29 protein-coding genes are annotated in these 24,862 nt (G+C 34.5%); 16 read left to right on the top strand and 13 right to left on the bottom strand.

The window, feature by feature from the left end:
• Positions 1-17: 17 nt before the first annotated feature.
• The gene (locus tag CM19_RS07850) at positions 18-332 is read left to right on the top strand and encodes a hypothetical protein (protein ID WP_048099908.1); all 315 of its coding nucleotides are present in this window, start codon (positions 18-20) and stop codon (positions 330-332) included.
• Here the strand turns inward: CM19_RS07850 and trm10 are convergent.
• Both trm10 and CM19_RS07840 read right to left on the bottom strand, forming a co-directional pair.
• Positions 265-1,185: a tRNA (adenine(9)-N1)-methyltransferase Trm10 gene (gene trm10 / locus CM19_RS07845; RefSeq protein ID WP_048099907.1), complete on the bottom strand. Its 921-nt coding sequence runs from the start codon at positions 1,183-1,185 to the stop codon at positions 265-267. The two genes, CM19_RS07850 and trm10, sit on opposite strands and share 68 nt — an antisense overlap.
• Positions 1,182-2,273, bottom strand: a complete 1,092-nt coding sequence (locus tag CM19_RS07840; RefSeq protein WP_235185655.1) for a VWA domain-containing protein — start codon at positions 2,271-2,273, stop codon at positions 1,182-1,184. Before CM19_RS07840 ends, trm10 begins: the two co-directional genes overlap by 4 nt.
• 36 nt (positions 2,274-2,309) lie before the next feature.
• On the opposite strand from CM19_RS07840, the gene CM19_RS07835 reads away from it, so the two are divergent.
• From CM19_RS07835 to CM19_RS07820, 4 genes are all read left to right on the top strand, one after another.
• Positions 2,310-2,984, top strand: a complete 675-nt coding sequence (locus CM19_RS07835; protein WP_048099906.1) for an FHA domain-containing protein — start codon at positions 2,310-2,312, stop codon at positions 2,982-2,984.
• Entirely contained in the window at positions 2,984-3,784 is an 801-nt protein-coding gene (locus CM19_RS07830; RefSeq protein ID WP_048099957.1) for a metallophosphoesterase, read from the top strand. Before CM19_RS07835 ends, CM19_RS07830 begins: the two co-directional genes overlap by 1 nt.
• 11 nt (positions 3,785-3,795) lie before the next feature.
• Positions 3,796-4,941 carry a VWA domain-containing protein gene (locus tag CM19_RS07825; RefSeq protein WP_048099905.1) on the top strand — a complete coding sequence of 382 codons (1,146 nt, stop codon included), beginning with the start codon at positions 3,796-3,798 and terminating at the stop codon, positions 4,939-4,941.
• 104 nt (positions 4,942-5,045) lie between these two features.
• Positions 5,046-5,261, top strand: a complete 216-nt coding sequence (locus CM19_RS07820) for a hypothetical protein (protein WP_048099904.1) — start codon at positions 5,046-5,048, stop codon at positions 5,259-5,261.
• Here the strand turns inward: CM19_RS07820 and mcm are convergent.
• Together mcm and gins23 are read right to left on the bottom strand one after the other, a co-directional pair.
• Positions 5,258-7,312 carry a minichromosome maintenance protein MCM gene (mcm, locus tag CM19_RS07815; RefSeq protein ID WP_048099903.1) on the bottom strand — a complete coding sequence of 685 codons (2,055 nt, stop codon included), beginning with the start codon at positions 7,310-7,312 and terminating at the stop codon, positions 5,258-5,260. The two genes, CM19_RS07820 and mcm, sit on opposite strands and share 4 nt — an antisense overlap.
• The gene (gene gins23 / locus CM19_RS07810; RefSeq protein WP_235185654.1) at positions 7,296-7,820 is read right to left on the bottom strand and encodes a DNA replication protein Gins23; all 525 of its coding nucleotides are present in this window, start codon (positions 7,818-7,820) and stop codon (positions 7,296-7,298) included. The genes mcm and gins23 overlap by 17 nt, the downstream gene beginning before the upstream one ends.
• A gap of 745 nt (positions 7,821-8,565) precedes the next feature.
• Between gins23 and CM19_RS07805 the strand changes: the two genes are divergently transcribed.
• Genes CM19_RS07805 through moaC form a run of 4 tightly spaced genes read left to right on the top strand, consistent with a single transcriptional unit; the run spans position 8,566 to position 11,040 of the window.
• Entirely contained in the window at positions 8,566-9,081 is a 516-nt protein-coding gene (locus CM19_RS07805; RefSeq protein ID WP_048099901.1) for a hypothetical protein, read from the top strand.
• A gap of 36 nt (positions 9,082-9,117) precedes the next feature.
• Positions 9,118-10,353 carry an ORC1-type DNA replication protein gene (locus CM19_RS07800; protein ID WP_048099900.1) on the top strand — a complete coding sequence of 412 codons (1,236 nt, stop codon included), beginning with the start codon at positions 9,118-9,120 and terminating at the stop codon, positions 10,351-10,353.
• A gap of 37 nt (positions 10,354-10,390) precedes the next feature.
• Positions 10,391-10,597: a hypothetical protein gene (locus CM19_RS07795; RefSeq protein ID WP_048099899.1), complete on the top strand. Its 207-nt coding sequence runs from the start codon at positions 10,391-10,393 to the stop codon at positions 10,595-10,597.
• Between the two features lie 11 nt (positions 10,598-10,608).
• Positions 10,609-11,040 (top strand): cyclic pyranopterin monophosphate synthase MoaC, encoded by a 432-nt coding sequence (gene moaC / locus CM19_RS07790; RefSeq protein ID WP_048099956.1) that lies wholly within the window; start codon positions 10,609-10,611, stop codon positions 11,038-11,040.
• On the opposite strand, the gene CM19_RS07785 is transcribed toward moaC, so the two are convergent.
• The 4 genes from CM19_RS07785 to psmB are packed head-to-tail and all read right to left on the bottom strand — an operon-like array spanning position 11,024 to position 14,420.
• Entirely contained in the window at positions 11,024-12,340 is a 1,317-nt protein-coding gene (locus CM19_RS07785) for a replication factor C large subunit (RefSeq protein ID WP_048099898.1), read from the bottom strand. The genes moaC and CM19_RS07785 overlap by 17 nt on opposite strands.
• The gene (locus tag CM19_RS07780; RefSeq protein WP_048099897.1) at positions 12,341-13,318 is read right to left on the bottom strand and encodes a replication factor C small subunit; all 978 of its coding nucleotides are present in this window, start codon (positions 13,316-13,318) and stop codon (positions 12,341-12,343) included.
• A 32-nt stretch (positions 13,319-13,350) separates the two neighbouring features.
• Positions 13,351-13,800, bottom strand: a complete 450-nt coding sequence (locus CM19_RS07775) for a YbhB/YbcL family Raf kinase inhibitor-like protein (RefSeq protein ID WP_048099955.1) — start codon at positions 13,798-13,800, stop codon at positions 13,351-13,353.
• A 2-nt stretch (positions 13,801-13,802) separates the two neighbouring features.
• Positions 13,803-14,420, bottom strand: coding sequence for an archaeal proteasome endopeptidase complex subunit beta (psmB, locus tag CM19_RS07770; RefSeq protein WP_052349498.1), 618 nt, complete (start codon positions 14,418-14,420; stop codon positions 13,803-13,805).
• A 61-nt stretch (positions 14,421-14,481) separates the two neighbouring features.
• Between psmB and CM19_RS07765 the strand changes: the two genes are divergently transcribed.
• A complete protein-coding gene (locus CM19_RS07765) occupies positions 14,482-15,282 on the top strand; it encodes an ATPase (RefSeq protein ID WP_048099896.1) in 801 nt (266 codons plus the stop codon).
• Here the strand turns inward: CM19_RS07765 and CM19_RS07760 are convergent.
• Together CM19_RS07760 and CM19_RS07755 are read right to left on the bottom strand one after the other, a co-directional pair.
• A complete protein-coding gene (locus CM19_RS07760) occupies positions 15,270-16,094 on the bottom strand; it encodes a helical membrane plugin domain-containing protein (protein ID WP_150111411.1) in 825 nt (274 codons plus the stop codon). The genes CM19_RS07765 and CM19_RS07760 overlap by 13 nt on opposite strands.
• Before the next feature lie 5 nt (positions 16,095-16,099).
• Positions 16,100-17,329, bottom strand: coding sequence for an NAD(P)/FAD-dependent oxidoreductase (locus CM19_RS07755; RefSeq protein ID WP_048099895.1), 1,230 nt, complete (start codon positions 17,327-17,329; stop codon positions 16,100-16,102).
• A 132-nt stretch (positions 17,330-17,461) separates the two neighbouring features.
• Here CM19_RS07755 and CM19_RS07750 point away from each other — a divergent pair, with 132 nt between their 5' ends.
• Positions 17,462-18,067: an alpha/beta fold hydrolase gene (locus CM19_RS07750; protein ID WP_048099894.1), complete on the top strand. Its 606-nt coding sequence runs from the start codon at positions 17,462-17,464 to the stop codon at positions 18,065-18,067.
• Positions 18,067-18,702: a DUF2250 domain-containing protein gene (locus CM19_RS07745; protein WP_048099893.1), complete on the top strand. Its 636-nt coding sequence runs from the start codon at positions 18,067-18,069 to the stop codon at positions 18,700-18,702. The genes CM19_RS07750 and CM19_RS07745 overlap by 1 nt, the downstream gene beginning before the upstream one ends.
• 17 nt (positions 18,703-18,719) lie before the next feature.
• Here CM19_RS07745 and meaB read toward each other — a convergent pair whose 3' ends face one another.
• Both meaB and CM19_RS07735 read right to left on the bottom strand, forming a co-directional pair.
• The gene (meaB, locus tag CM19_RS07740) at positions 18,720-19,646 is read right to left on the bottom strand and encodes a methylmalonyl Co-A mutase-associated GTPase MeaB (RefSeq protein WP_048099892.1); all 927 of its coding nucleotides are present in this window, start codon (positions 19,644-19,646) and stop codon (positions 18,720-18,722) included.
• On the bottom strand, positions 19,639-20,055 hold the full coding sequence (locus CM19_RS07735; RefSeq protein ID WP_048099891.1) for a cobalamin B12-binding domain-containing protein: 417 nt from the start codon (positions 20,053-20,055) through the stop codon (positions 19,639-19,641). Before CM19_RS07735 ends, meaB begins: the two co-directional genes overlap by 8 nt.
• Positions 20,056-20,204: 149 nt before the next feature.
• Between CM19_RS07735 and CM19_RS07730 the strand changes: the two genes are divergently transcribed.
• Entirely contained in the window at positions 20,205-20,558 is a 354-nt protein-coding gene (locus CM19_RS07730) for a hypothetical protein (RefSeq protein WP_235185653.1), read from the top strand.
• Between the two features lie 39 nt (positions 20,559-20,597).
• On the opposite strand, the gene CM19_RS07725 is transcribed toward CM19_RS07730, so the two are convergent.
• A complete protein-coding gene (locus tag CM19_RS07725; RefSeq protein ID WP_048099890.1) occupies positions 20,598-21,779 on the bottom strand; it encodes an MFS transporter in 1,182 nt (393 codons plus the stop codon).
• 88 nt (positions 21,780-21,867) lie between these two features.
• Between CM19_RS07725 and CM19_RS07720 the strand changes: the two genes are divergently transcribed.
• The 3 genes from CM19_RS07720 (at position 21,868) to CM19_RS07710 (ending at position 24,765) form a co-directional block, all read left to right on the top strand.
• Positions 21,868-22,509: a DUF3834 domain-containing protein gene (locus CM19_RS07720; protein ID WP_048099889.1), complete on the top strand. Its 642-nt coding sequence runs from the start codon at positions 21,868-21,870 to the stop codon at positions 22,507-22,509.
• 110 nt (positions 22,510-22,619) lie between these two features.
• Positions 22,620-23,513 carry a mechanosensitive ion channel domain-containing protein gene (locus tag CM19_RS07715; protein WP_048099888.1) on the top strand — a complete coding sequence of 298 codons (894 nt, stop codon included), beginning with the start codon at positions 22,620-22,622 and terminating at the stop codon, positions 23,511-23,513.
• A 109-nt stretch (positions 23,514-23,622) separates the two neighbouring features.
• Entirely contained in the window at positions 23,623-24,765 is a 1,143-nt protein-coding gene (locus CM19_RS07710; protein WP_150111410.1) for a COG1361 S-layer family protein, read from the top strand.
• The last annotated feature ends 97 nt before the right edge of the window (positions 24,766-24,862 follow it).

The raw sequence follows: 24,862 nt of genomic DNA, 5'->3' as shown, positions 1-24,862 counted from the left end.
AAGAGACTAAAAAGAATATGCAAGTATATAAGTATGAAGAGATTTACATTGCCGGAATCCTACACTCTGTTCCAGGATATTTTCAAGATATTGTAATTATATATAGAGATGGATATCAATGGAAAGCGATAAGTGCAGAAAAATATAAACCAAAAGATTCTATTCTAACAAGGATTAAGGAAGCTGTTCAGTACTCAGTTCATGAAAGCGATCTAGATAACGCTATTGAAAAGCTTCGCAAAAACGGAATCAAAATAGAAGAGGCTAAGAGTTTTCCTTTTCCCAAGAAGCTGATTGAGGGAAAAACGAAGATCCAAGCCGAGTTTGACTAAATTTTCTAAGAACTTTGTCATTTGGCTTTAACCATAAGATGGCATCACGATAATTCCCTCTGCTAGCCTCAAGAACTAACCTAGAAAACTTGTCCGAATTTGTTTGCATTTCTAGAATTGCCTCTTCAATTTTTTCTCTCAATCTTATTTTCATAATGATCTCGATAATTCTATTTATTCTATCAGGTACTCCAACAGTAGAGCCCCTTAGGCTAATTCTTACATGTGGAAAATCATATCCAGCTTTTTTTGAGAGTTCCTTAGTGGCTTCTTTCCATCCTGATTTATCAACTATTCCGCCTATGATAAAATAATTAGTTTTTCTTAATATCTCTTCGGTAGCTTCGACGTCTCCATATGGATCTAGAACGATAGTTGAGTCATCTGGTATTACATCCTTTCTCAGATTATTTGGAACATTAAGTGAAAAATTCTTTGGGTAGTTATTTATTGCTAAATTATAGTCCCAAAGATAATTTCTTATAGCATTTAGAGAACATAAAATCTGTGTTTTTAATCTACTTCTTTCATCTTCTACATGTCTCTCCCAAAGAGAGAGATCAATAATAAAGGTTGGAACTTTAGGATATTCAATTAAGATTTTCTCTCCTTCTCCTTTCCATATTTCATATTCAGAAGTTTCTACACCTTTGCCAGAAAGTATAGTTATCCCAAATTCTTTCCCCATTATCTTTCCTCTGTTTTCTTTTTTTAGAAGGGAAAAATTCTTTAATAGGACATTAACTGCTATATTCTGTAAAATAGTTCTATTTCTTTTTATTTCTCCCTTAAAATAGATTTTATTTATTCCAAGTTCATTTAGTCTTTTTCCGAGAATTTCTCCAAGTATCAAGATCTCATCTTTTTTGTAATTTCAGATAAATCGTTCTTTGAGTCTCCGGTTAATTTCTTTGTCTCTTCAATTATTAAAGGGTTTCTTGTTTCCTCCGCTATAGACTTTAACTTGTCTATGACTTTAGTAGCATCTTTTCCATGCTCTAGCGTTTCTGAATACTCTTTAAGAAGTCTATAATATCTAATTTCCGCTAGGACATCAGAATTAACAGTAGTATGAATCTTTTCCCTATCTCCTCTCTTAAATATAAGAGTCGAACTTAGTGTCTTTTCCTTAGAATCGACAGGATCTTGATAAGTAACGAGAAAAGTGACATTATAATCCTCATTACTAGCCGGTATTATTAGCGTTCCATATATAGTCGCTAAGTTCTGAAGTATTGGTATCCTAATAGGTTTTTTGTAGTTAAGCGAATTATATGTTTCTGGTACCTCTACTCTCAAGTTCTTTGCTACTATCTCCTCGTCTTCTCCACTTCTAAATAATGACGGTAGCTGAGATATGTCTTCAACATGATAAAAGAATCCAGCTGTTCTATCAGCCAGATTTTTTAATATTACCTCGTTATAATCTCTACCTATTCCTATGTTAATGAACTGTAGATTTGGCGGTATACTAAGTTTTTCATAGTCCTTTACATTCCTTTTATCTGTGGGTTTTCCATCAGTAAGAAGGATAACCTTTGTTGGCATACCGTCTTTAGAGATCTCAATAACTTTTTGAATCATCTCATAAAACCTCGTAGTACTACCGAATTCCTTATCTATATCTACTCTTTCTGTAGGATTTCCTCTATAGATAATCTTTGGATGATTAGAGAAGGTTATAACAACCATTTCATTGCCCTGAGGAATCTGTGAGAGTAGTGAGTTCATTGATTCTAAAGCGATATCATATTTTTCCCCTTTCATTGAGGGACTATTGTCTAGCGCAATAACATACCTAATACCGGTAGTTTTTGTAGCATATTCGGGGACGATATATATAACTATTCCCGCTTCAGTTTCCACCGACTGGCTTACAAAAATATGCGAAGATTTTACCTTTAAGGATACAGTCAAGTCAACTCTTTCATTATTTGGCAAAATCCTTATTTAGACTTTTGTATAATAGCATATGTTATGACATGGAAATGTTCAATATGCGGTTATGAAAATCCTGATGATGCAGTTTTTTGCCTTCATTGTGGAGCAAAGAAACCTGAGGCTAGGGAAGTATCTGAGAATGCTGAGGTTCCACAAATTAATGAACAATTACCTCAAGAGGGAGAAAATATTCAACTAAGCGAACAGCAAACTCCACAGTCAACGGAACAGCAGGTAACAGGCGAACTAAAAGAGAACGTATCAGAACAGCAATCCATATCAGAACCTTCATTACCTCAAACGTCATCTGCGTTGCAGACAGAAATTCAAGATCAGAAGAAAGAGGAGACTATTCAAGAACAACAAAGTCAGCAAGTCCAAGAAAGCAAGTACTATATTATTTTTATAGCCACACCAGCCTCAGCTCTAAATAAGAGCAAAGTACCGCTAGACTTTGATGTTTTCGAAAACATATCTTTAGGCAGAAGTCCAGAAAATGTTATAGTTATACCCGATTCAGAAATATCAAGAAGACATGCTGTCCTCTCCTTAAAATCCGGTGTATTGTATATTGAGGACTTGAATAGTACAAATGGGACCTATATATACGATGGAAAAGTATTTCAACCGATTAAAGGTTCCGCTGAAATATCTCCAAATACCGTTGTAAAACTTGGAAATAGTACAATAATAAAAATTGTGAGAGAATGATGTCTACAGTAAATAGCAAGGAGGAAGTGATAAAATTACTTGATGATGCTTATAGTTTATTTGAATCCTTACCAACTTTAATTGAGTTACCTAATAAACCAAGAGTACTTTTTGTAGGAGATACGCATGGTGCAGATGATGTTACAAGAAAAGTTTTTTCAGAATTTAGCGATAAAGTTGACTTAATAATCTTCATAGGAGATTACGTAGATAGAGGAGTTAATGGAGTAGAAAATCTTACATTAATACTTTCAAGAGCTCTGCAGGAGAAAGATAAAGTGATAGTACTTAGAGGAAATCATGAGAGTCCTTTAACAAACGAATATTATGGTTTCAAAAACGAAGTTAGTAAGAAATTAGGTGAAGATATTTATGAAAATTTTGTTAGAACATTCTCAATAATGCCGTTAGCAGCAGTAGTCAATGGATACTTTTGTGTTCATGGTGGAATAGCTAGAGGTCTACATTCATTAGATCAAGTAAATGCTATTCAAAGGCCAGATGTTAATCCAGATAATGAAATAGCGTTTGAAATGCTCTGGAACGATCCTAGGGAAGAGCTTGACGGTTTCGTACCTAACATAAGAGGTGAAGGTACTTACTTTTATGGCAAAGATGTTACCTTGAAGTTTATAGAGGATAATAATTTGCTGGGAATAATTAGAGCGCATGAGGTAGCTGATGGATTTAGATTTGAAATGGATAACAAAGTTATCACTGTTTTCTCGAGTCGTTATCATGGTATGAGGGCTGGAGCCCTTCTACTTAATAATAATAACTTAGAAACTATATTCCTGTAGGTGAGAGTACAATGACTCTATCTCTTAAAGTTGACGTAAGCCATAGATACTCATTTAATTCAGAAGTTAAAATGATGTTTAAGATATTGCTAGTTCCTGAAAAAACCTCTACAGCTACCGGTTTCCATTATATTATACTTTTAGATACCAGCGGTTCAATGGATGGCCTTAAGATAGAGAAAGCTAAAGCTGGAGCAATAAATATGTTTAAGAAGATTCCACAGGGAAATAAGGTCTCGTTTATTGAGTTTTCATCGAACGTTAGCGTTGTCAAGGAATTTGCTGATCCACAAGACTTGACAGAGGAGATACAGAAAGTATCAGCTGAAGGACAAACAGCATTTTTCTCGGCATTATTAACAGCTTTAAAGTTAGCTTCAAAATATGAAATGCCTTCCTATATAATACTTTTGACTGATGGCAACCCAACTGATATGACAAATATAGATGCATATAGAAAAATGTCTATCCCAGATAAAGTTCAGATAATAAGTTTCGGGATAGGTGATGATTATAACCATGATTTACTCTATATGCTTAGCGAAAAAAGTCGTAGTGTATCTTACCATCTTGAAGATCCAAACGAAATAGCTGAATCTCTTCCGAAGGCGGCAAAAACAAAAATAGGCGGAAAAGATATAGAAGTTAATATAGTGGCAGAGTCCAAAGTTAATTTACTCAACTATTCCGAATTACCTGTTAAAATAAACGCTGCTGAGGGTGTTATAAAAATACTTGGAGACACAATAGTTCCGCCTAACTATTCTGGCAATTTTATAACTGTAAAAGTAAATTATTTTGATCCTGCTAAAAATAGGGGGGATAGTCTGATGAGTGTGATTTCACTAAAAGAGGCTAATGATCAAAATACGTTTGTTTCTGGTATAAATAAGGATATTATAATGGAATATGAGTACTACTCAAACCTTCAAAAATACTCAACCGATATTAATTCTGGCAATCTAGTGGAAGCAACTAGGACTCTTAAGAAAATGGAAGAATTAGCTCAACAGACTAGAAGACTGGAATTGATAGAGACTACTAGGAGACTCTCAAGCGATTTGGAAACTACAAAGAGAATAGGTTCTATAGAACAAACTAAGAGACTTCAAAAGGAAGTATCAAGTGAAGTTACTAGAAAACTTAGAGGAGAGTAGGTTTTATTTCCTGGTCCTTTTATAGCTCAGAGTTTGCTTATGTATCATAAACAATGCGGATCGAATGAGTAAATAATTTATATGGAATAGTTACTCTAAAATGTATGGATAGCCTTAAGGTTAAGTTGAGTACAGGTAAAGAAATAGAAATTAATGAGGATGCGATAAGGGTTTTAAATAAATATGTCAGGACTCAATTAACATTAGACGACTTATCTAGGGAATTAGGTTTAAGCGGTTGGGAAGAAGCTTATGAATTAATAAAATTAGTTCCTTCATGGATCATGTGGTATCCTTTATCAATTTATAAAAGAAGTTAAACTTTTTTGTAACATTCAGGTTTTACCTCGTAAATTAATCCACTTTTTCTCATGTCTGAGATTATTTTTTCTATACTAGACCTTTCTATTCCTTCTCTATTCCCTTCTTTAATTATATCCTTTAATTTTGCACATTCTTCTGAGCTAGAAATGGAATCTATTATGCCAATGACCTTTACCATTTTCTCTCTTGTGCTCTTTGGCCTTCCAGTCATTATCGTATCTATATCCATTGTACCTGATTCGACATCAATTCCAACTTTTTCCAAGAATATCCTCATAATATTTATTGCGCTTTCTGCGTCCTCTTTTGTGATGTAATTTCTTAGAGACATTCTAGCGTAGGCTTCGGAGAGTCGTATGAGGGCCTCAAGCTGTCTAGGAGTAATTAGTATCGGAGTGTTAGGGTTATCGCTACTTTTCTTTCTCATTTCTACGTAAAAGTCGGCCAGGAGCTTTTTTGCCTCATCTGTAAGTGATGGATTTATATATTTTCTAGCAAAAGCGATGTATTTCTTAAGTAGGTCTGTATTTACTGTATCTTTTACTACTTTTTCACTATGCATATTTAAAATATGTAACGCTAATCTTTGATCTTCACTTCCTGGTTTGTCTATAAGTATGAAAATTAAGTCAAATCTGGAAAGTATTGTTGGTGGTAAATCTATATTTTCTGATATTCCTCTTTCTTCAATATATCTGCCAAATTTTGGATTTCCTGCAGCTATTATAGTTGCTCTAGCGTTAAGCTTAGCTACTATTCCAGCTTTAGCTATACTTACAGTCTGCTGTTCCATAGCTTCATGAATCGCTACCCTATCCTCATCCCTCATCTTATCTATTTCGTCTATTACTGCTATTCCTCCATCTGCAAGGACTAGGGCTCCAGCTTCTAGGTAGTAATCACCACTGTTTTTTTCTCTAACTACAGCGGCCGTAAGTCCAGCCGCAGTAGCTCCTTTACCAGTAGTATAAACAGATCTTGGTGCAACTCTAGACGCAAATTGTAATATCTGAGACTTAGCCGTTCCTGGATCGCCTATAATTAAAACATGAATATCTCCTCTTATTCGAGTGGAATCAGGCATTACCTTCGGAACTCCTCCAAATAAGGAGAGAGCTATAGCTTCCTTTATTTCCCAATGATCAAAGATTGAGGGAGCTATAGACGAAATTATCCTCTGTTTAACCCATGGATCTTTGGCAAGTTCTTCTATTTTCTTTTTATCGTCATCAGTGATTTCAACTTCATCGAGAACTTTCTGCGAAACTTCTACACTCATAGCTTTCATATAAGTATCAAACACGGACCTGCTTCCTCTTCTTATTAGGCTGTCCTGTTTTATACCCAGAATGCCAGAGATTCTAACTCTATCTCCTGGTCTAACAGAATCCACTAAATCATCTTCAAGGATCACCTCTAACTGTCTAGGAAGCTGTCCTGATGGGACTTCTTCTGGTTTTTCTTGGAGTACAACTTTTTGCCAATCAACTAGTTTTGTCCTATCCTCTATCATTTCGAATTGGCCAGGTTTCCCACATTTAGGACATATGGAAGGCATAGTTATTAGCTCTTCAAATTCTCCCTCTTCTGGCCATATAAATTCTTGATTACAATCTGGATGCGTATGCTTTAGGACGACTCTATAAGCCCGTTCCTTTACTGGAGTTTGTTTGGTTAGTATTCCCTCAATTGCGATTAACTTATTAATATCTGAACTGCGGAGTTTTCTTAGTTCTACAGTTCTTGGAATATTTATAAGTCTAAGATGAACTCTCTCGACTTCATCTGCATATAGCGGATCTATATCACTTAGCATTCGTAGTAGTCTATCTTCAATCTGCTGAAGTATGGCGCTAGGAGAATCTATTAAATCCGTAGCTAGTTTTTCGTTAAATGAATACAAATCCGTAAAATCAACTATGAGGCTTCTTTTTCTGTAAGCGATCATTTCACTGAGTTGACTAGAATATTTGTAATTTCCATTACTGTCCTTAAAGCCTTTTATGAAGTTCTCAAATTCTTCAGCTAAATCAATCTGTGCCTCCAACTACCTCACCATTAAATGCTGTTATTATCTTTCTCACGTTTAGGTATACCAAATATTCCTCTTTAGTCATCTTGCTTATAACATTTTGGTCTACAATGTTTAGTAAGGCTAGTTGGATAACTTTTCTTAATCTGATAGAAGAAAGATCATTAGTGGATGATTGAACTTTTTTAACAAGCTCGAAGTTTTCTATTCCACCTTTTTTTAATTGGTCTCTAAGATCCTTAATCCTTAAATATAAATCTGGATACGACTTTACGATGGAGGCTGGAGTGCTCACATTCTGCCTCTCTTGAAAGAGAAGTCGACCTAGCTCATCTAGAGATAAGGAAGATACCTTTATTGAACCCTTTTCTTGCTCAAAATATCCTAACCAAAGAGGAATCTCATCTTCACTGCCCTTTCTTAGGGATATTTCTGAAAACCCTACATCTATTGGTTCTATATCGTCGAGGATTGTCACTTTTCTGCTTTCCACTAGTCTTAGTCTTTGTGCAGCTCTCAACATTACTTTGAACATATATAAAATGTTATATGAATAGATGCTAAATGAATTACGGGTCTAGATCTTCCATGTGTATTTTACGTAAATTATTCTAACCTTATGAGTAGGGGTTTGAGCTTTACGGACATTTATTGGCTTATCCATAAAGCCCTAGCTCCTCATCACATTCTGGAAGAACCATCATATCCTAGTGGAATAACCCATCCCCTATCGAAAGGATGTGGGAAAATCCAGTACATCCTTAGAAGAACGTTAATCCATGCATTTAACTATCTATCAATTTTAACCAACACCTACAATCAAAAAGTCTTCTTTGATCCTAAATACAGGTCTACTCACCCACATCTGAGACTCAATAATTCTATTATTTTTCGGTAAAAAATGCCTTGGAAAAATAGTGACATAAAAATTTCACGGTCTAAGAGGAACTGTTATTAACAGTATCGTATTATTAGCTGAGAAAGACATTATATATTTTTAGAATGTAGTGCCTTCTAGGGACAAACGGCTGTCTATTCTAGTCTTTCTAGATTTCCGTCCCCTTTAACTTTATAGGGATAAAATCAGACGTCTTACTGCTATACTTAATATAAAAACATTAAACAAAACTGCTAGTAATGGCTACTATCTTTAGTTTGCATAAGAAAGATAGTTTTCAGACTTGATATTACTTGATCTCATTAGTATGAAAGCGTATAGTACTCTTGAACCTTAAAATATAAATTCATAAGTTTTTAGTTTTTAAAAAATGGAATCTAAAGGAAAACAACCTAGGTTAATTGTTACAACTTATACTGGAAAAGACAAGAAGTGTATCCCTGAAATTCTAAATCGTTTATTTATTTCGGATCCATATGCTGAAGCTTTTGAGATAAAAAAGAACGTTATCCTGGTTTACTCTACTCTTTCCTCTATCGAGGCTTATGGCCTTCTTAGATCGGCTCCACCATCATGTGCTGCAAAGGTATTTTATATTGACCTAGTTGTAAAAATTGATGAACTAAAAACTCTATTTGATTCTGTAACAAAGATTCTTCTAAATAAGAAAATAGATAGGTTTTATGTTGAATGCATAAACAGAGGATCTAATGTAGACTGTAGAGAAATTGAAATTGGGATAGGAATTGCAATGAAAAATTTTGCCGTAGTTGATTTTAGTTCGTATAATATCGTATTTATTAATATTATTAATGATTATGCTTATGTTTCGGTCATGAATAAAGGCCAAGAAAAGTTTCGGTCAACTCCCTCAGATAAAATATAAAGTATTACCTCTAAATTAACATATGAGTGAAAGTATATGCCAACTCCTGCGGAAATAATAAGTAATAATATAGAAGGACCAACAGTCTTTAAGGAAATCTATAAGCTTAATCCGGATTATGTACCTGACGTTCTTCCACATAGAGATGAAAAGATAAGCGAACTTACAGTAACCTTTAGAGATGTGATAATAGATCCTGGCAGGTCCTCAATAAGAGCAGTAGTAGTTGGGAGGACGGGTACAGGTAAAACTGTTACTACAAGGCTTTTTGGTTCTAAATTTGCTGAGCTAGCTAGATCAAAAAGAGGTCTGAAAGTAGAGTATGTTCATATAAACTGTCATAGGCAACGTACTCTTTATCTTCTTACTATAGAGCTAGGAAATCAGCTAAAGCTTAGTGTTCCTTCTAGAGGTCTTTCGTCTCAGGAAGTGTTCTCTACTATTCACGATTACTTAGACAGAAGAAATATGCATCTAATAGTAACTTTAGATGAGTTCGATTACTTTGTCAATACGTCATCGCAAGAAGATATATACTTCCTAGTAAGACTCTACGATGAACTTGCAACGTCTATAAAAAGGATAAGCTATATTTTTATAGTAAGGGACATATCAACTATTCTTTCTTTGGATAAGGCAATTAGAGATCATATACTCAGAAATATTATAGAATTTCAACCTTACAAGTCTAATGAATTATATGACATTTTATTGAATAGAGTTAACTTAGCGTTTTATGATGGATCTGTCTCTGACGATGCATTAAAATTCATTTCTGAAGTAAATGGGTTTGACAAGGGAGGCAGTGGTAATGCAAGAGTATCCATAGAGACGTTAGAGTTAGCCGGAAGGTTAGCCGATAGAGATAGATCCCCTATAGTTTCTTTAGTTCATGCAAAAGAAGCCAACTCTAGAGTGAATCAAGAGAGTAGTAGCATCATAGACGAAATGAAAATCCTAGATCTGCATCCAATACTTCTTCTTAAATCTTTAATAAATCTTGTAAAGAGGGAAAGAAAAGAATATTTCACTATGGGAGAAGCAGAAGAAGAATATACGAATGTTTGTAAGTTGATAGGTGAAGAACCTAGAAGGCATACTCAAGTCTATGAGTACGTAAGGAGGCTAAAGCTTATGGGTATCATAAGCACTCAACAGAGCGGTAAAGGAATAAGAGGAAAGACTACTCTTATTTCCTTGACTTTTCCCATAAGTCAAGACCTAGAAAATTACGTAGATAAGTTAATAGAGGGGACGCTGAATATTAAATAAAGAAAGTATAATTAGACTTAAATTAATTTTTGCGTTGATGAAATATGGAGATCTTACAGTAACAAAATTATCTAAATTGTCTGGAGTTAAGCCTTGGATAGTTAAGAGGGAGTTAGACTTTCTTTCCAAATCTGGATATATAGATCTAATAGAAGGGAGCAGGAGTACTATAGTGAAACTAAACTATTCCAATCAAAAGGTTATTATTCTAATGAACCTACTACAAGAAATAGAGGAGCTTTGAGCGAAGCTAGAATGATAGATATAAGTGAAAAGTCATATAGTTTAAGAACGGCAATTGCAGAGGGCTTTATAAAATTAAAGAATACAACCATTGAAAGAATAAGAAAAGGAGATGTAGAGAAAGGTGATGTTATATCTGTTGCTAAAGTTGCAGGGATATTGGCAGCAAAGAGGACTCCTGAACTTCTGCCTATGTGCCATCCTATACCAATAGAGTATATTACTGTTAACCTAAATATAGAGAATGAAGGAATTAGAGTAGTTACTGAAGTTAAGGCTTATTATAAAACAGGAGTAGAGATGGAAGCGCTAGTTTCTACGTCAACAGCTTTACTTACTATTTGGGATATGGTAAAGAAGTATGAAAAAGACGAAAATGGGCAATATCCTGATACAGTGATAAGCGAAGTAAAAGTAATTAAAAAGACTAAGCTCGTTTCCTAGAATATTTAGTATAACCTTTCTTTTTACTTTCTGCTGCTTTACCTTCTTCGCTTTCTTGTAGCCTTCCTTTTAGAGAAGATAAATAGTTTATTTCATCTTCAGAAAGTTCGAGTTCTTCATCTATTTTTGATGAATATTTTTTATAATATTGTAGGAAAACTGGATAGACATCATTGAGAGTTTTAGATTGTGATGCATGAAGTCTTACCGCTAATTTTCCTAATATCCTATCCCTGGTATCTCTAACGGACTTGGACTTTGAGAGAAGTTGTATTGTTTGAGGAAATTGATATTTTTTCCATTTGGCTTTCCAGTTAGGTTTAGATTTACCTTCTTCTGCCATAGCAACCCCAGGTCCCATCATATCAAACATATAGTTCAACATGTCCCAACTTGATCTCTTAGCTCTAGAAAGAAAAAGCGTTGCTCTAGACAGGGCATCATATGCTCTAAATACATCATTAAGATCCTCATATTGAATAGGTATATTTTCATCAAACCACTTGATTAATAACTCATAATCAGTCTGTGAATTAGTAACAGTATTCCTAGCTTGCCAACTGAATCGTGCCCAGAAAGTATTTCTTACTGTTTCAAAGGAATCATACTCTCTTTCCTTTTTTCTAGCGAATTCCTTAACGTTTTCTGCTGTGACCTTTCTAAAGCCTTCAGCAGTAGCCTCTAAAAGGTTTATTGCGTATCTAGCGTCACCTTCGCTTAAATCAGCTATTGTGCTTAGTCCTTCGTCTTCACATTGGATCTTTTCTAATTTGCATATATTCTGTAATATTCTTTTCATAGCATATTTTCCAAGTTTTTTTACCTCAACCATTAGGGCTAAATTCCTAAGTTCTCTTAAGGATGGATCCCAAGGGTCGTTTGCAGCCATAATTATAGGAAACTTTGAGATCTGAACGAGTTCAGCTATTGCAGGAATTGCTCCAGTATCTTCTCTAGAATTTATTCCATCAACTTCATCAAGAAATATGAGCTTTCCATTTGTTCCAAAAAGGCTACTAGTTATTGCTGCCTTTTGGGCTATATTCTTCATTGACTCAATGTTTCTCTTGTCGCTGGCGTTCATTTCGACTAATTCTAAGCCGTAATCATGAGCAATTGCCTCTGCAATGGTTGTTTTACCACTTCCTGGAGGACCGTAAAGTAGAATAGCTCTTCTATTTCCTTTTCCTTTTAGCCAAGAGTCTAACCATTGTTTTATCTGATCCTTTACATCTTCTTGATTCTCTATTTCCTTTAGAGATTTAGGCCTATACTTTATGATCCAGGGTAATTTTGACAATTATTTTACCCCTATATACTTATTTCCGAACACTGCCATCCTCGCTAATAAAGCAGAAACTTGAATTTCGTCATCCGCTCCTTCTATTATTCTATATTCAGTTTCGCCTAGATAATCCATGATAAGAACTCTAAGTTCTTCTGGAATTTGAAGTTCGTTAGACAACATCTCTCTATGAATTTGCTTAACTACATCTTCTCCAGATAATCCATAAGTAACAAGTAAAGATCTTAATTTTTCCCTAGAATCTACAAACTTTCCTGCTAGAGCTAATCTCACCATTTCTCTAACTTCCCTAGGTTGGGCAAGACCTAAAACCTTGAAAACAGTTTCAGAGTCCACTTTTCCATACGAGGATGCTGCTTGCAATACGTTGATTGCTTTCCTCATATCCCCTGATGTCACATCATATATGGTCTCTATTCCTTTTTCTTCACATTCTGCTTTCTCTTGTTTGCAAATATACTCAAGCCTTGAAACTACATCTTCCTTCTTAAGCGGATAGTATCGGAAGAGGGCAGTCCTAGACTGTATTGGGTCTATTATTTTACTGAGATAATTGCAAGCCAAAATAAATCTAGTTGATTCAGTATAAAGTTCCATTGTCCTTCTAAGGGCTTGTTGAGCATCTGTTGTCATATTATCAGCTTCATCCAACAGAATTACCTTAAATGGAACAGATGACTTAACTAGAGTTCTCGCGAAGTCTTTTACCTTGTTTCTTATAACATCTATTCCTCGTTCATCACTAGCATTAAGTTCTAGGAAATATTGTCTGAACTCATCACCATATAGATCGTGAACTAAGGCTAAGGCAGCTGTAGTCTTTCCTGTGCCTGGTGGACCTGCAAAAAGTAAGTGAGGCATGTTTTTTTCCTTTACAAATCTCTTTAATCTTTCAACAATATCTTTCTGATTTACAATTTCATCCAAAGATCTAGGTCTATATTTTTCTGCCCAAAGAACTTCCTCAGACATACTTCACATTTATAAAACTTGACTAAAAGAATTTACGTTCTCTTATATTTTCCCATTAGACTACCACTGTCTATAACAATTTTGGCCATTTTCTCCTTTAGTTCTTTAGCGGTTATTTTGGATGATGAGGGAATATCTTGAGACAGAGCATAGACATTAAAGTAATAACGATGAAATCCATGACCTCTTGGTGGGCAAGGCCCGTTATACCCAATATTATCGAAATCATTTAATCCCTGTATTCCAAAATCTGTTTTTTCCTTTTTTGGGACATTCTCCGGAAGACTATTTTCTTTTATATTATAGATTATCCAATGAATGAAAACTCCACCTGGAGCATCTGGATCCTCTACTATAATTGCATATGATGAGGCATTAGATACCTTATTCCAGGAGAGGGAAGGCGAATAGTCTTCACCATCACATGTGTATTTGCGAGGAATAATATCCTCATTTTTAAAGGACGGTGATTTGATTTCCAACTTCACACCTTCTTCTCAGGATAGATTTCTTTTTCTACATGTCCTGTTTGAGTTAGTTTAGTTACTATAACTCCTGTGCCAGTAAACGAATCTCGTTTTATTGCAGAAAGTATAGCTCTTGTCGCTATACTCATTGCCTCATCAGCAGTTAAATCATCTCTGTAGTTGTCCTCAAGTACTCCCATTGCTACAGGAGAACCTGAACCGGTAGCTACATATTTCTCTTCCGTCATATCTCCTAAGTAATCTAAGTTATAAAGTCGAGGAGCTGTATCATATCCTCCTAAAAGTATTTGAACAACATATGGGAAATACTTAGATTGAGATAATATGTTATCAAGATATGTGGCGAGAGCTTTGATAGTAATTGGACGATTTCCAGAAATTATATTATAATGATAGAGATTTTTAAGATAATTATATATGAACTGCAAATCTGCAACTCCTCCAGCAGTTGTTACTCCAATACTATCAGTTATATAAAGTATTTTTCTTACCATTTTATTTGCTACGAAGAATCCTTCGCTAGCTCTTCTATCAGCTGCTAATACAACACCATCCTTTGCAACTAGGCCAACTGTAGTAGTTCCCTTAAGGTATTTTATGTTTTTGCTCTCCATGTGATAAATGTTGCTCTTATGTATTTGAAACTTATCTTTTTTAAAGTAGAACAAGATCAGCATGAAGCTATTAATAAGTGGGATATTACCATTTGATTCAGGAAAGACAACTTTTTCCTTATCTATAATAAGAGAAATGAAAAATAACGGTATAAGTTTTTTCCCACTAAAACCAGTTGCAGGGCATAATGCATGGTACAGTTTTTCAACTCTTGCTAGAAGCTATGAGATTGGTGCCTTGGCTGGAAATGATGCGTTAAAGTATTATGATGAGGTAAAGAAAGATATAAGGAAGATAAATCCTTTCGCTGCCCTTCTATCTCCTATTGATATTGAGAGTGCAAGTAGTATAACTTATTACCAGCAAATTATGGAGAGGGGGTATCCAGTCTTAGTCAGAATCTCGTGTGGTAATGAAATTTATTTTGGAAGTGATCTACATAGAATTCCCAAGAGTTTACGGGAAACACTTTCCAAGCTTTTTGCTGTTTTTAAACCAAAAATTGTTACTACTAATGAACTTGCAGAAGTCATAAATAACTCACCATCTCTTGTGGAAGAATGTGTTAAAAATGTTATGGAAGAGAATGACAATGTAATAGTAGAATCGTATAACGATGCTATAGCCCCTACTCTTGCTTCAACCTTTGTGGACCTAATGTTCTTAATCACGCCTGGCAAAGCTCTTCTAATTAAGGGTGATGAACTAAGGAAAGTCCTCTCTGTTATTTCCTTACCTCCATGGATTACACGGTCGTCAAGCATAATGGAATATATAAAAATAGAAAAATCCTACGATTTGGATATTTTAACATCTAAAAACGATAAAATAATAGAGTATTTATTATCTCAGGACTTATAATTTTGTCCTATTTTCTTAAGTATATCTATAACAACCCCTAAACCTTTTTGGACTTCTGGATCTCTTAGTGCTGACAGTAGTCCACCTAATCCTACTGGTTTTACCTTTTCAGTACTTATTGCTTCTCCTATTGAATTAATTAAGTGAACATAGTATTTAAAATTCTCTAAGTTAAGTTTTCCCAGATCTTTAGTTATATTATTCCAGTTGCTTAAGACTGACATTGTAAAGTCATTAACTAATCCTCCCATTATTTTTCCCATTGTTTCTTCATCTGATAGCATTCCTTTTATTGGATCTAATATTCCTATTTTGTTCATTGTTTTAATCATGTCAAGAACCGACTTTAGGCTTTCTGTAGTATCTTTATCTGATAGCATATTCACTAAGCCAATAACATCATCCCACTTAGTAGCTAGCTCCATAGTTTTATCGTTTATAAGTGCGTTCATTATTTTTCCTATAAATTCCTCATCACTCAGCATTCCTATTATTGGCTCAAGTATACCAGAATCTCTTAAATTGTCTAAGAGTCTTATAACGTAGTTTAAATCCTCAGATACGTTTCCCTTAGTCATTAAGTCTAAAAGACCGCTCATCTTGTTCCATTCGGTAATTAATTGTAGAGTCTTATCGTTAACAACTGCTGACATTATTTTTCCTATAAATTCCTCATCATCTAGTACTCCATTAACTACATCAATAATTCCAAGCTTGTCTAGTTTCTCTAACATTTCTAAAAAATGATTTAGTGTAAGTAGTTTATCCTGAGATAATATGTTATCAAGCGCTGACAGCTCTAATTCTGACAAAATTTTCACCAGCTAGCTAGGAATTTCTCTAGAGCCATATCTCCCTTAGTCCACATGAAATATTTGGTAAAGAGCTCCTTTTTCAAATGGTTCGCTGCTGCCGGTTGAGCTATACTAATGTTCCCTCCATACCACGTATCGTCTTGTACTGATACAGCAAAACCTTCATACGGATTATCGGCTACGCAGACTATAGTTGGATAATATGTATCTATCTTTGTTGGAACTCCTAGTCTATTAGCCAAATGTTGTGCAGCTATTCTTCCAGTTTTAACTGCTAAGTATCCAAGTTTAGGTATTGTCATGGAGTTAGAATCTCCTACAGCATAAACATTGTCGTACTTAAGAGAGAGCATATTAAGGTCTGTAGGTATAAATCCTCCATCGTCAATAAGATCAGGTGTCGAGTTCTTTAGAGCGGGATTTCCAGCGTAAGGTGGAAGGACAATAGTTAGATCTGATTCTAACTTGTTTCCTTTTTCATCTACGATTTCGTGTTCTTTAATTTCCTTTATTCTGAAATTGTGCACCAATTTAACTCCTAACTGGTCATAAATACTTGCTACAGCTTTTCTGGACATTGGTGATAAATCTGACAAGTACTCGCCAGGGGAAAATACAGTTAACTTTACTTTATCAAGCATTTTCTTATGCATGAAATAGCCGTGTAACATCAACGACATTTCGAATACAGGTCCTTCACATGCCGAATCCGCTTTAGGTACAAAATTCTCTGGTACTTTTGGCTTCGGGTTACTACCCTGGTAGAAAGGACCGGAACCTATTGCTATAGTGCCTCCCTTGAAGTTTTCTAGTTTTTCTCTTAACTTTGTCGCATAATCTGCTTCGCATACACTGTATCCGTATTGATCCCAACCTTTCATCATATCAGTAGCAAGATAAGCTCCTATACCAACCATAACGTAGTCGTATTCTTCTTCACTAGCTGAACCGTCTGGCTTGCTATATATTACTTTATTAGCTTTGGCATCTATCTTTTCTACTTTTCCTTCTTGGAACTCGATCCCTTTCTCCGGAAGGGCCTGAGAAAGATCAATTTTAAGATCGTCAGCACTTCTTACTCCTATTGCAACATGTGGTAAACCTGGCCTAAAATATGTAAATCTACTTTGATTTATTAATTTAATTTCAGCTTTACTTCCTACTAATCTCTTTAACGTATATGCTGCAGTCAAGCCTCCGAATCTTCCTCCTAATACTAGGACTTTAGTCATGTTTTATCTAGTCAACCTTACGCATTATAGTTAATAAATCTTTTTTAAAGTGAATATATATATAGTTAATTTATCAATTTGTAGTCTAATGTCTTTTTTATCTTATAATTGTTCTAAAACTTTTTATCTTTCATGTACTTAAATGTTGATATGCAAGCTGTAGAAAAGTTTATTGAAATCAATGGGGCAAGGATACATTACCTAGAACAAGGAAGTGGTAAGGCAGTAGTTTTACATCATGGTGCAAGATTTAATGCTAGAACTTGGGAAGAAGTTGGAACAATCTCCACAATAGCAGATGCAGGTTTCCGAGCAATATCTATTGATTTTCCTGGATTCGGCAAGTCAACAAATGGGAAATTTAATTCGCTTTCTGAATTTATTGGTAGTTTTGTGGATGAAATGAAACTAGAAAAACCAGTTCTCCTAGGCGCATCTATGGGAGGGGAAGCTGTTTTAGAGTATTCTGTAGATAATCCAGGAAAGATTGGTGGACTTATCCTCGTTGGTGCAGTGGGTGTTTCCAATTACGAAGAAAAATTGAAAAGTCTCGACGGTATTCCAATCCTTCTAATATGGGGAAGAAAGGATTCCGTATCCTCAAAATCTAATGCAGAACTTATATTGAAATATGTAAAAACTGCAAAATTTGTTAATGTAGGGAATCAACATGCATGTTATTTGGATGATCCAGCAGGTTTTAACACACAAATAAGGGAATACTTGAAGGGACTATGATGGAAGAGGCCTTAAAGCCGAAATTACGAGAAGTGTTAAGGGATGGTCGTTTTCTTAAAGTCTTATTACATCTAAAGAAAGCTAACGTTGATTATGGAAAGTCGATAATGCTTAATACTAAAATCCCAATTCAGGAAGTTATTGACATTTTAGAGCAATTAGAAAAGATTGGTCTCATAGAGAGGGTTCATGGCGCTACCTTAAAGAATACAGAAGCAAAGTTTAAGCTCAGTTCTGAAGTGCACAAACATCATACTTATTATAGGCTAACTAGAGATGGAGATCATCTCTTAAGGAATCTAACTCAACAAGACATGATAGATGCATATATAGAACTTGTTAAAAACGATGAACTATCTAGGGATATATTACGACTTGCTGAAGAACTAAATGCTGATCACGCCTTAACATACTCTAAGCTAACCCATAAAAAGCTTGAGGAAGTAACTCCTAAACTCGAAGAACTAGAGAAAATGGGGTTGCTTGAAGAAGCAGGTTCAAAAATTATTAAGTTTGGAGAAAGGAAGTCAAAACCTAAAAAGGAAACAAGGACACATCACAAGTATTATGGTCTAACCAGAATTGGAGAGCTAGTAGTAAGAGAAATGAAAAGGAAGGGAATTATCCCCAAATAGACATGTTGAAATTATAATTAGCAAATATTATTCTTGAATTTTGAAAATAGAGCATCTAAAGTCTTCCTAAGTTCATTTTTCTCATAAATTAAGGAAGAATTTTCCTTAATTACTTTAGATATTTTATCGTTTGCCCATTTCCTAATTATAAGTTCTATCATTTCTCTTCTTCTTTCCTTTACTTTATCCTCAAATTTTCCAGTGTTTCTTAGATATTCTAAGTGAGTTTCGATCTCATTGACTAGTTCTTCGATTCCTAATCCTTTTAATGCACTTACTTTTATCACCTTAGGTATCCAATCTTTCCATTCTGCAGAATCAATAGAAAATTTAATTGCGTCATAAACAACGTTAGCGTCAGGTAAATCGGCCTTGTTTACTATATATATATCACCTATTTCCATTATTCCAGCTTTTAATGCCTGTATTTCATCTCCAGTTCCCGGGACTGATGTAACAATAATCGTGTGAACTGATGACATTATTTCTGTGTCAGTTTGTCCCGCACCAACTGTTTCAACGAGTATTTTATCATAACCTAACCCATCCATTGCCTCAATGAGCATTATCGCTTCTGATGAAACTCCTCCAAGATGTCCCCTTGAAGCTATACTTCTTATAAAAACGTTTTTTAGCATTGTTTTATCTTGCATTCTTATTCTATTTCCCATAAACGAACCAGAGGATATTGGACTACTTGGGTCGATCATTATGACTCCTACTTTAAGTCCTCTCTTTGAATATTGGGAGATAAGGCCAGAAATGAGAGAGCTCTTGCCTGCACCTGGAATTCCTGTAATACCTATAGTATGTGCCTTTCCAGCTCTTGCCGATAGCTCATCAAGGTACTCTAATCCGTCCGGCGTCATATACTCTATTTTAGTTAATATCTTTGAAGTTACTAGCTCGTCTCCTTCTAATGCTCTTTTTACAATTTCACTCAATTTTTATTCCTCTTTTATTATACGCAATTCTCTTTATTTTATCTACTATTTCCTTTAGACTTGATCCCGGTAAAAATATATCATCTACCCCCATTTCCTTTAGCTTATCTATATCCTGAGGTGGAATAACACCCCCTACTATTAAGCCAACATCATTAAGTCCTTTATCTTTCATTAGCTTAACCAATGGAGGTACGAGCTCTAAATGGGCTCCACTTAGAATGCTTACTCCTATAATGTCAGCATCTTCTTGTATAGCCGTCTTAACTATTTGCTCTGGAGTTTGTCTAAGCCCTGTATACACTACTTCCATTCCAGCATCCTTTAGAGCTCTGGCGATAACCTTAGCCCCTCTATCGTGACCATCTAGTCCAAGTTTAGAGACAACAACTTTTATCCTTTTCTCCATACTAATCTCTATATCCCATCGTTTTAAAAAGTTTAAACTTTTCTTCAAGTGTCTTGTAGAACAATAAAACGTATTTATTTTATTATATTTTTATAAAATTATTATATAGGAATTTTTATTAGAGATCCAAAAATAGTAAAGATTATCGTGTGATTATAATAACTAATGCAGATTTGGGTAAACGCTTAAAAGAGAGATTTAGGTTAGCTAATTTGATGTTCGAGATATGGTATGTTAGCATTGGATTAGCTATAGTGTCTATTGTGTTTTCCATTTTCATAATCTATGAGTTTGCTAACCTAAGAGGAATTGCTTCATCTAAGATTACTAGAATCTTTGTATTTATTTCAGTAATATTACTTTTGGACGGATTATCAAATTTGATAGCATTTTCTATGTGGAGCGGTAATAGAGATCCGTACTATGTATATCCAGCATTGTCTATAGCTATTTTCAGTACGGCTGGAATAATTTTATTATATTATTATATATCTAGAGTGTAATTATATATCATGTAAGATTTCAATTAAGGTAATATAGGCTCATGCCTGTATTTTCTTATTCTCTTCTTTTTGTATATCTACAAATTTAATATATTTTTTAAGAAATATGAGTAATATAAGAACTATTGGAATCAGCGAACCAAACATAGCTTTTAGTCCTATATATTCTGCTACTCCTCCAGATACTAACGGAACTATGATGCCTATTAACATCATTACAGCAAAGAATTGACTATTAGCTGCATTTCTTTCTGTAGGGGAGAAAGTTCTGCTAATTGATATTATAGAAATTGGATATGTTAATCCATGTGGAAACCCTAAAATAATTAATGCGATAGAATAAACTAGTAAGTTAGGTGAAATTAATATTAGAGTAAGACCTATAATTGTTAGAGATACCGCAAAGAAAGCATAAGTAGAAATTTTCTGAATTGGTTTTATTGAAAGGTATACCCTAGAGAGTAAAGAGGTTGTAAAGAACAATGAGAACAATCCAGTGACCGTAGCTAAATTTACGTGAAGCAAATCTACTGCATAAATTCCACCAAAAGTCAATATAACCGAAAAAGGAATATTATAGGCCAGAATGTTTATTATGGCAGATTTAAACCCAGGATTGGAAACAACTTTAATTTTGTGATTGTTTTCTTCAACTTTAGGGAATTTTATAAGAAATGATATTGCTCCAACAGCTATACCGAATGGTGTAAAGAAAAGGAAAACGTCTTTTAACGCAGGATGAAACTCAAGGATTAATGTCTCAATCGAAGGTCCAGCAACTAAACTCGCGCTTAACGCTAGTGTGTAAATAGCCAATAGTCTTTCTCTAGCTTTTCTGTCCTCCAATAGGCTAGCTGACGTTATAATATTAGGCATTATCATGCCTAAAAGTAGTCCGGAAACGCCTGAAATTGCCCAAATTGTTATATCATTACTTAGATAGAATAAGGGTAAAATGACTGCGTAGCTCAAAGATGATGCGATGAATAATTTTCTTCTAGTCTTTATATTTAATTTTGAGTTAATTACTCCACTTGATAAAAATGTTCCTAATGCCATTATTGCTGAGATTATTCCTACTTCAGTTTGATTAAAACCGAAACTATATTTAGATAAAAGAGGTATCGTTGTTGAAAGCATGTTATTTGAAGCTCTTACAGAAAAGGTCATGGGAACTATAACCAGCAATGCCTGAATAAAACTCAGTTTGCTCTTTTCCATAAGGTCATATAACAGTATATTGTTTATTAATGTATACTATATAGGATCTAATGATTAACTTTTTAATTTATGGATAACAAAGTTACCTATGCTGAAAGTATTAGCCGCACCTGGACCTGTATCTTATCCAATAATTGCATCTTCAATGAAAAATAGAGTCGATATAAGTTTTGGTAAAGAAGGTAATTTGGATGTAATCCTTGACTCAACTGTATCTTTAGTAAAAAGAGGACTAAAGATGAATTATGTGACAATCAGAGGTCTAATGGTGGTCGTACCTGAAATAGGTAGTAGAATTGGAGTCTGGAGGAAGGGTAGTGCTGCAGATGTGTTAACAAAAGCGTTGATTTTTACGAAACAACTAAACGCATCAATAATTTATGTGGACGATGCAGAAAAAATAGTGTCGATGCTAAATTCAGGAGAAATTGATAGTGCAGTAGTTTCATCGGCTGTAGGAAAAGGAAAGACATTTGAAGAATTGCTAGGAATACCGGGAAGCTGTGGGGCTGTAATTAATAAAGGAGAGGATGAGTTTCTAAGGCTTTACAATGAAGGAATTGAATTGATAAGAGAGGATCCTGAAGGCACTTCAGAATTCATAATGTCGAAATTGCCAATCAAGCAAAAGAAAGAGTTTATCATTGGAACAATGGTCAATTCAGATTTAGAGATAAGGAAAGTAGATAATTATAAAGAATTTGAGGAATTAGTGAAAAGGTTTTTATGATATCAATTTATTTTATATAACAAAATAAATATATTATGTAATAATTTTTATTAAGACACTGTCTAAGTGGAATAGTAAATCCTTTAAACTTGTTAGTATTAAGGGATGATATGAGCTATCAGCAAAAGACAATTAAGATCATATTATTTTTGATAAGTTTAGCCGTATTGTTGGTAATACTACATTTTCTCACTAGATATTTTTCTTCCTATTATCCGCCAATAATTCCTTACCTCCGCTATGTGAATTTGGGAATAGATGCGACTATTGCAGGAATCGGCGGATACTATATCATTAGAATGTTAAAGAGGTCAATATTAGATCCTATATTGTTAAAAAGAGTAGAGAAGAGTACTGCTAGAACAATAGAATTATTTATTAATATATTATTTTATTCAATTTTACTTTTAATAGTTTTAGCGACGTTAGGCGTAAATCTAACAGGAGCAGCGATAGGAGGTGCAGTAGGAGGCATAGCAATTGGTTTAGCGGCTCAAACAGTACTTTCAAATGTTCTTTCTGGCGTTATGGTAACTGGAGGAAAGACATTAAGGCCCGGAGATCCAGTATCATTAAGTTCGTGGATTTGGGGTTCTCCAATAGTGGGAGAAACGACTACTGTAGGTATACTATTTACTGAGGTAAAGACCACAAATGGAAATATAGTAAAAATTCCAAACTCGGCTTTTTTAGGAAATACCGTATTTACGAAACTTGAATCTGATAATTCTTTAATTTATTCATTTTTAGTCTCAATTAATGCTGATGTCCCAGCTGAACAAGTCTTAGAAAAAGCATCAGCATACATTAAAGATAATCTATCAAAAAGAAAGGCAAGCTTTGAAGCATATTTCTCTGCTAAGGCTGGTGGTACTAATCAATTCACCATTATATTACATTTTATGGAATTAAATTCATTTAATACTCTAATGGATATTATTAATAAATCCTTTGATAAGGCATATTGGGAGATCAAACAACAAGGTCTTCAACAACAAAAATAATTTATTAAAAATATCTTTAATAATATTTAATAAAGTTTATTATATATAAGAATTAAACATTAAGTTACTACGAAGCAACTTTAAATATTTAGATATATCTTTTTGACATATGAAACTGCACAAACTAGTCACTATAATGATAGCTTCATTTTTTATATTTGCTATATTTCCACTCATTCCTACTGTCTCAAGTAGTAGTGTCCCAATTTACGTATATGCTAAACCTTCAACTATATTAGCTCCAGGAATGTATAATGTTCCAATAACTTTAACCATAGTCAACGGATTACCAGAAAACCTATATGATGTAAATATTTCAGCACCTAATGATACCTTTCCAATCAGTCGTAGTAATTATTATAATGGAACTTATAACGCTACTATTCCTGAGATTATTAAAGGAGGAGAGGTTAACGTTACCTTCTTGTATAACGTCAACCCAAATGCGTCGACTGGAGTCTATAAAGTTCCTTTAAACATTAGCTATAGAACTGCTTATGTCGTGGATGGAATAACTTTCTTTAAAACTAGCAATAAAATTCTAAATTTCTCTATTCCAATTTTAGGTTATGTTAAGGTAGCAGGTCAAGCGGTTTGGGGAACTGAGTCTTCTCCACAGTTAGCTGCTCCAGGAGAGACTAATTTACCTCTTACACTTATTCTTACAAATGACGGTAACGTAGAGTTAAGTAATGTGACTCTATTGCTTCACTCCATATATCCAGTCCAGTTTGAAGAATCTAACGTAAGCGTTGGCTATTTACCACCAGGACAACCAGTACCAATAACAGTTTACGCTAACGTTATGAAGAACGCTACAGAAGCTGTATACACTATACCAATAACAATAGAATATTTCCATAATTCTAAAAGTGTGGTTGGCGTTAAGGTTCCTATCTTAGGTAATGTGCCAGTAGCAGGAGACGCCATTTGGGGAACTGAGTCTTCTCCACAGTTAGCTGCTCCAGGAGAGACTAATTTACCTCTTACACTTATTCTTACAAATGACGGTAACGTAGAGTTAAGTAATGTGACTCTATTGCTTCACTCCATATATCCAGTCCAGTTTGAAGAATCTAACGTAAGCGTTGGCTATTTACCACCAGGACAACCAGTACCAATAACAGTTTACGCTAACGTTATGAAGAACGCTACAGAGGCTGTATACACTATACCAATAACGGTAAAGTACTTTAATGGTTACTTCATCCGAGGAAATTCTACTTACTATTCCAATTTTAGGTTATGTTAAGGTAGCAGGTCAAGCGGTTTGGGGAACTGAGTCTTCTCCACAGTTAGCTGCTCCAGGAGAGACTAACACTCCATTAACTCTGATATTAACCAACTAT

It is taken from the genome of Candidatus Acidianus copahuensis, assembly GCF_000632495.1.
Lineage (GTDB): Archaea > Thermoproteota > Thermoprotei_A > Sulfolobales > Sulfolobaceae > Acidianus > Acidianus copahuensis.
The sequence above is the reverse complement of the archived record's forward strand: the minus strand, read 5'-3'. Positions and strand labels throughout refer to the sequence as shown.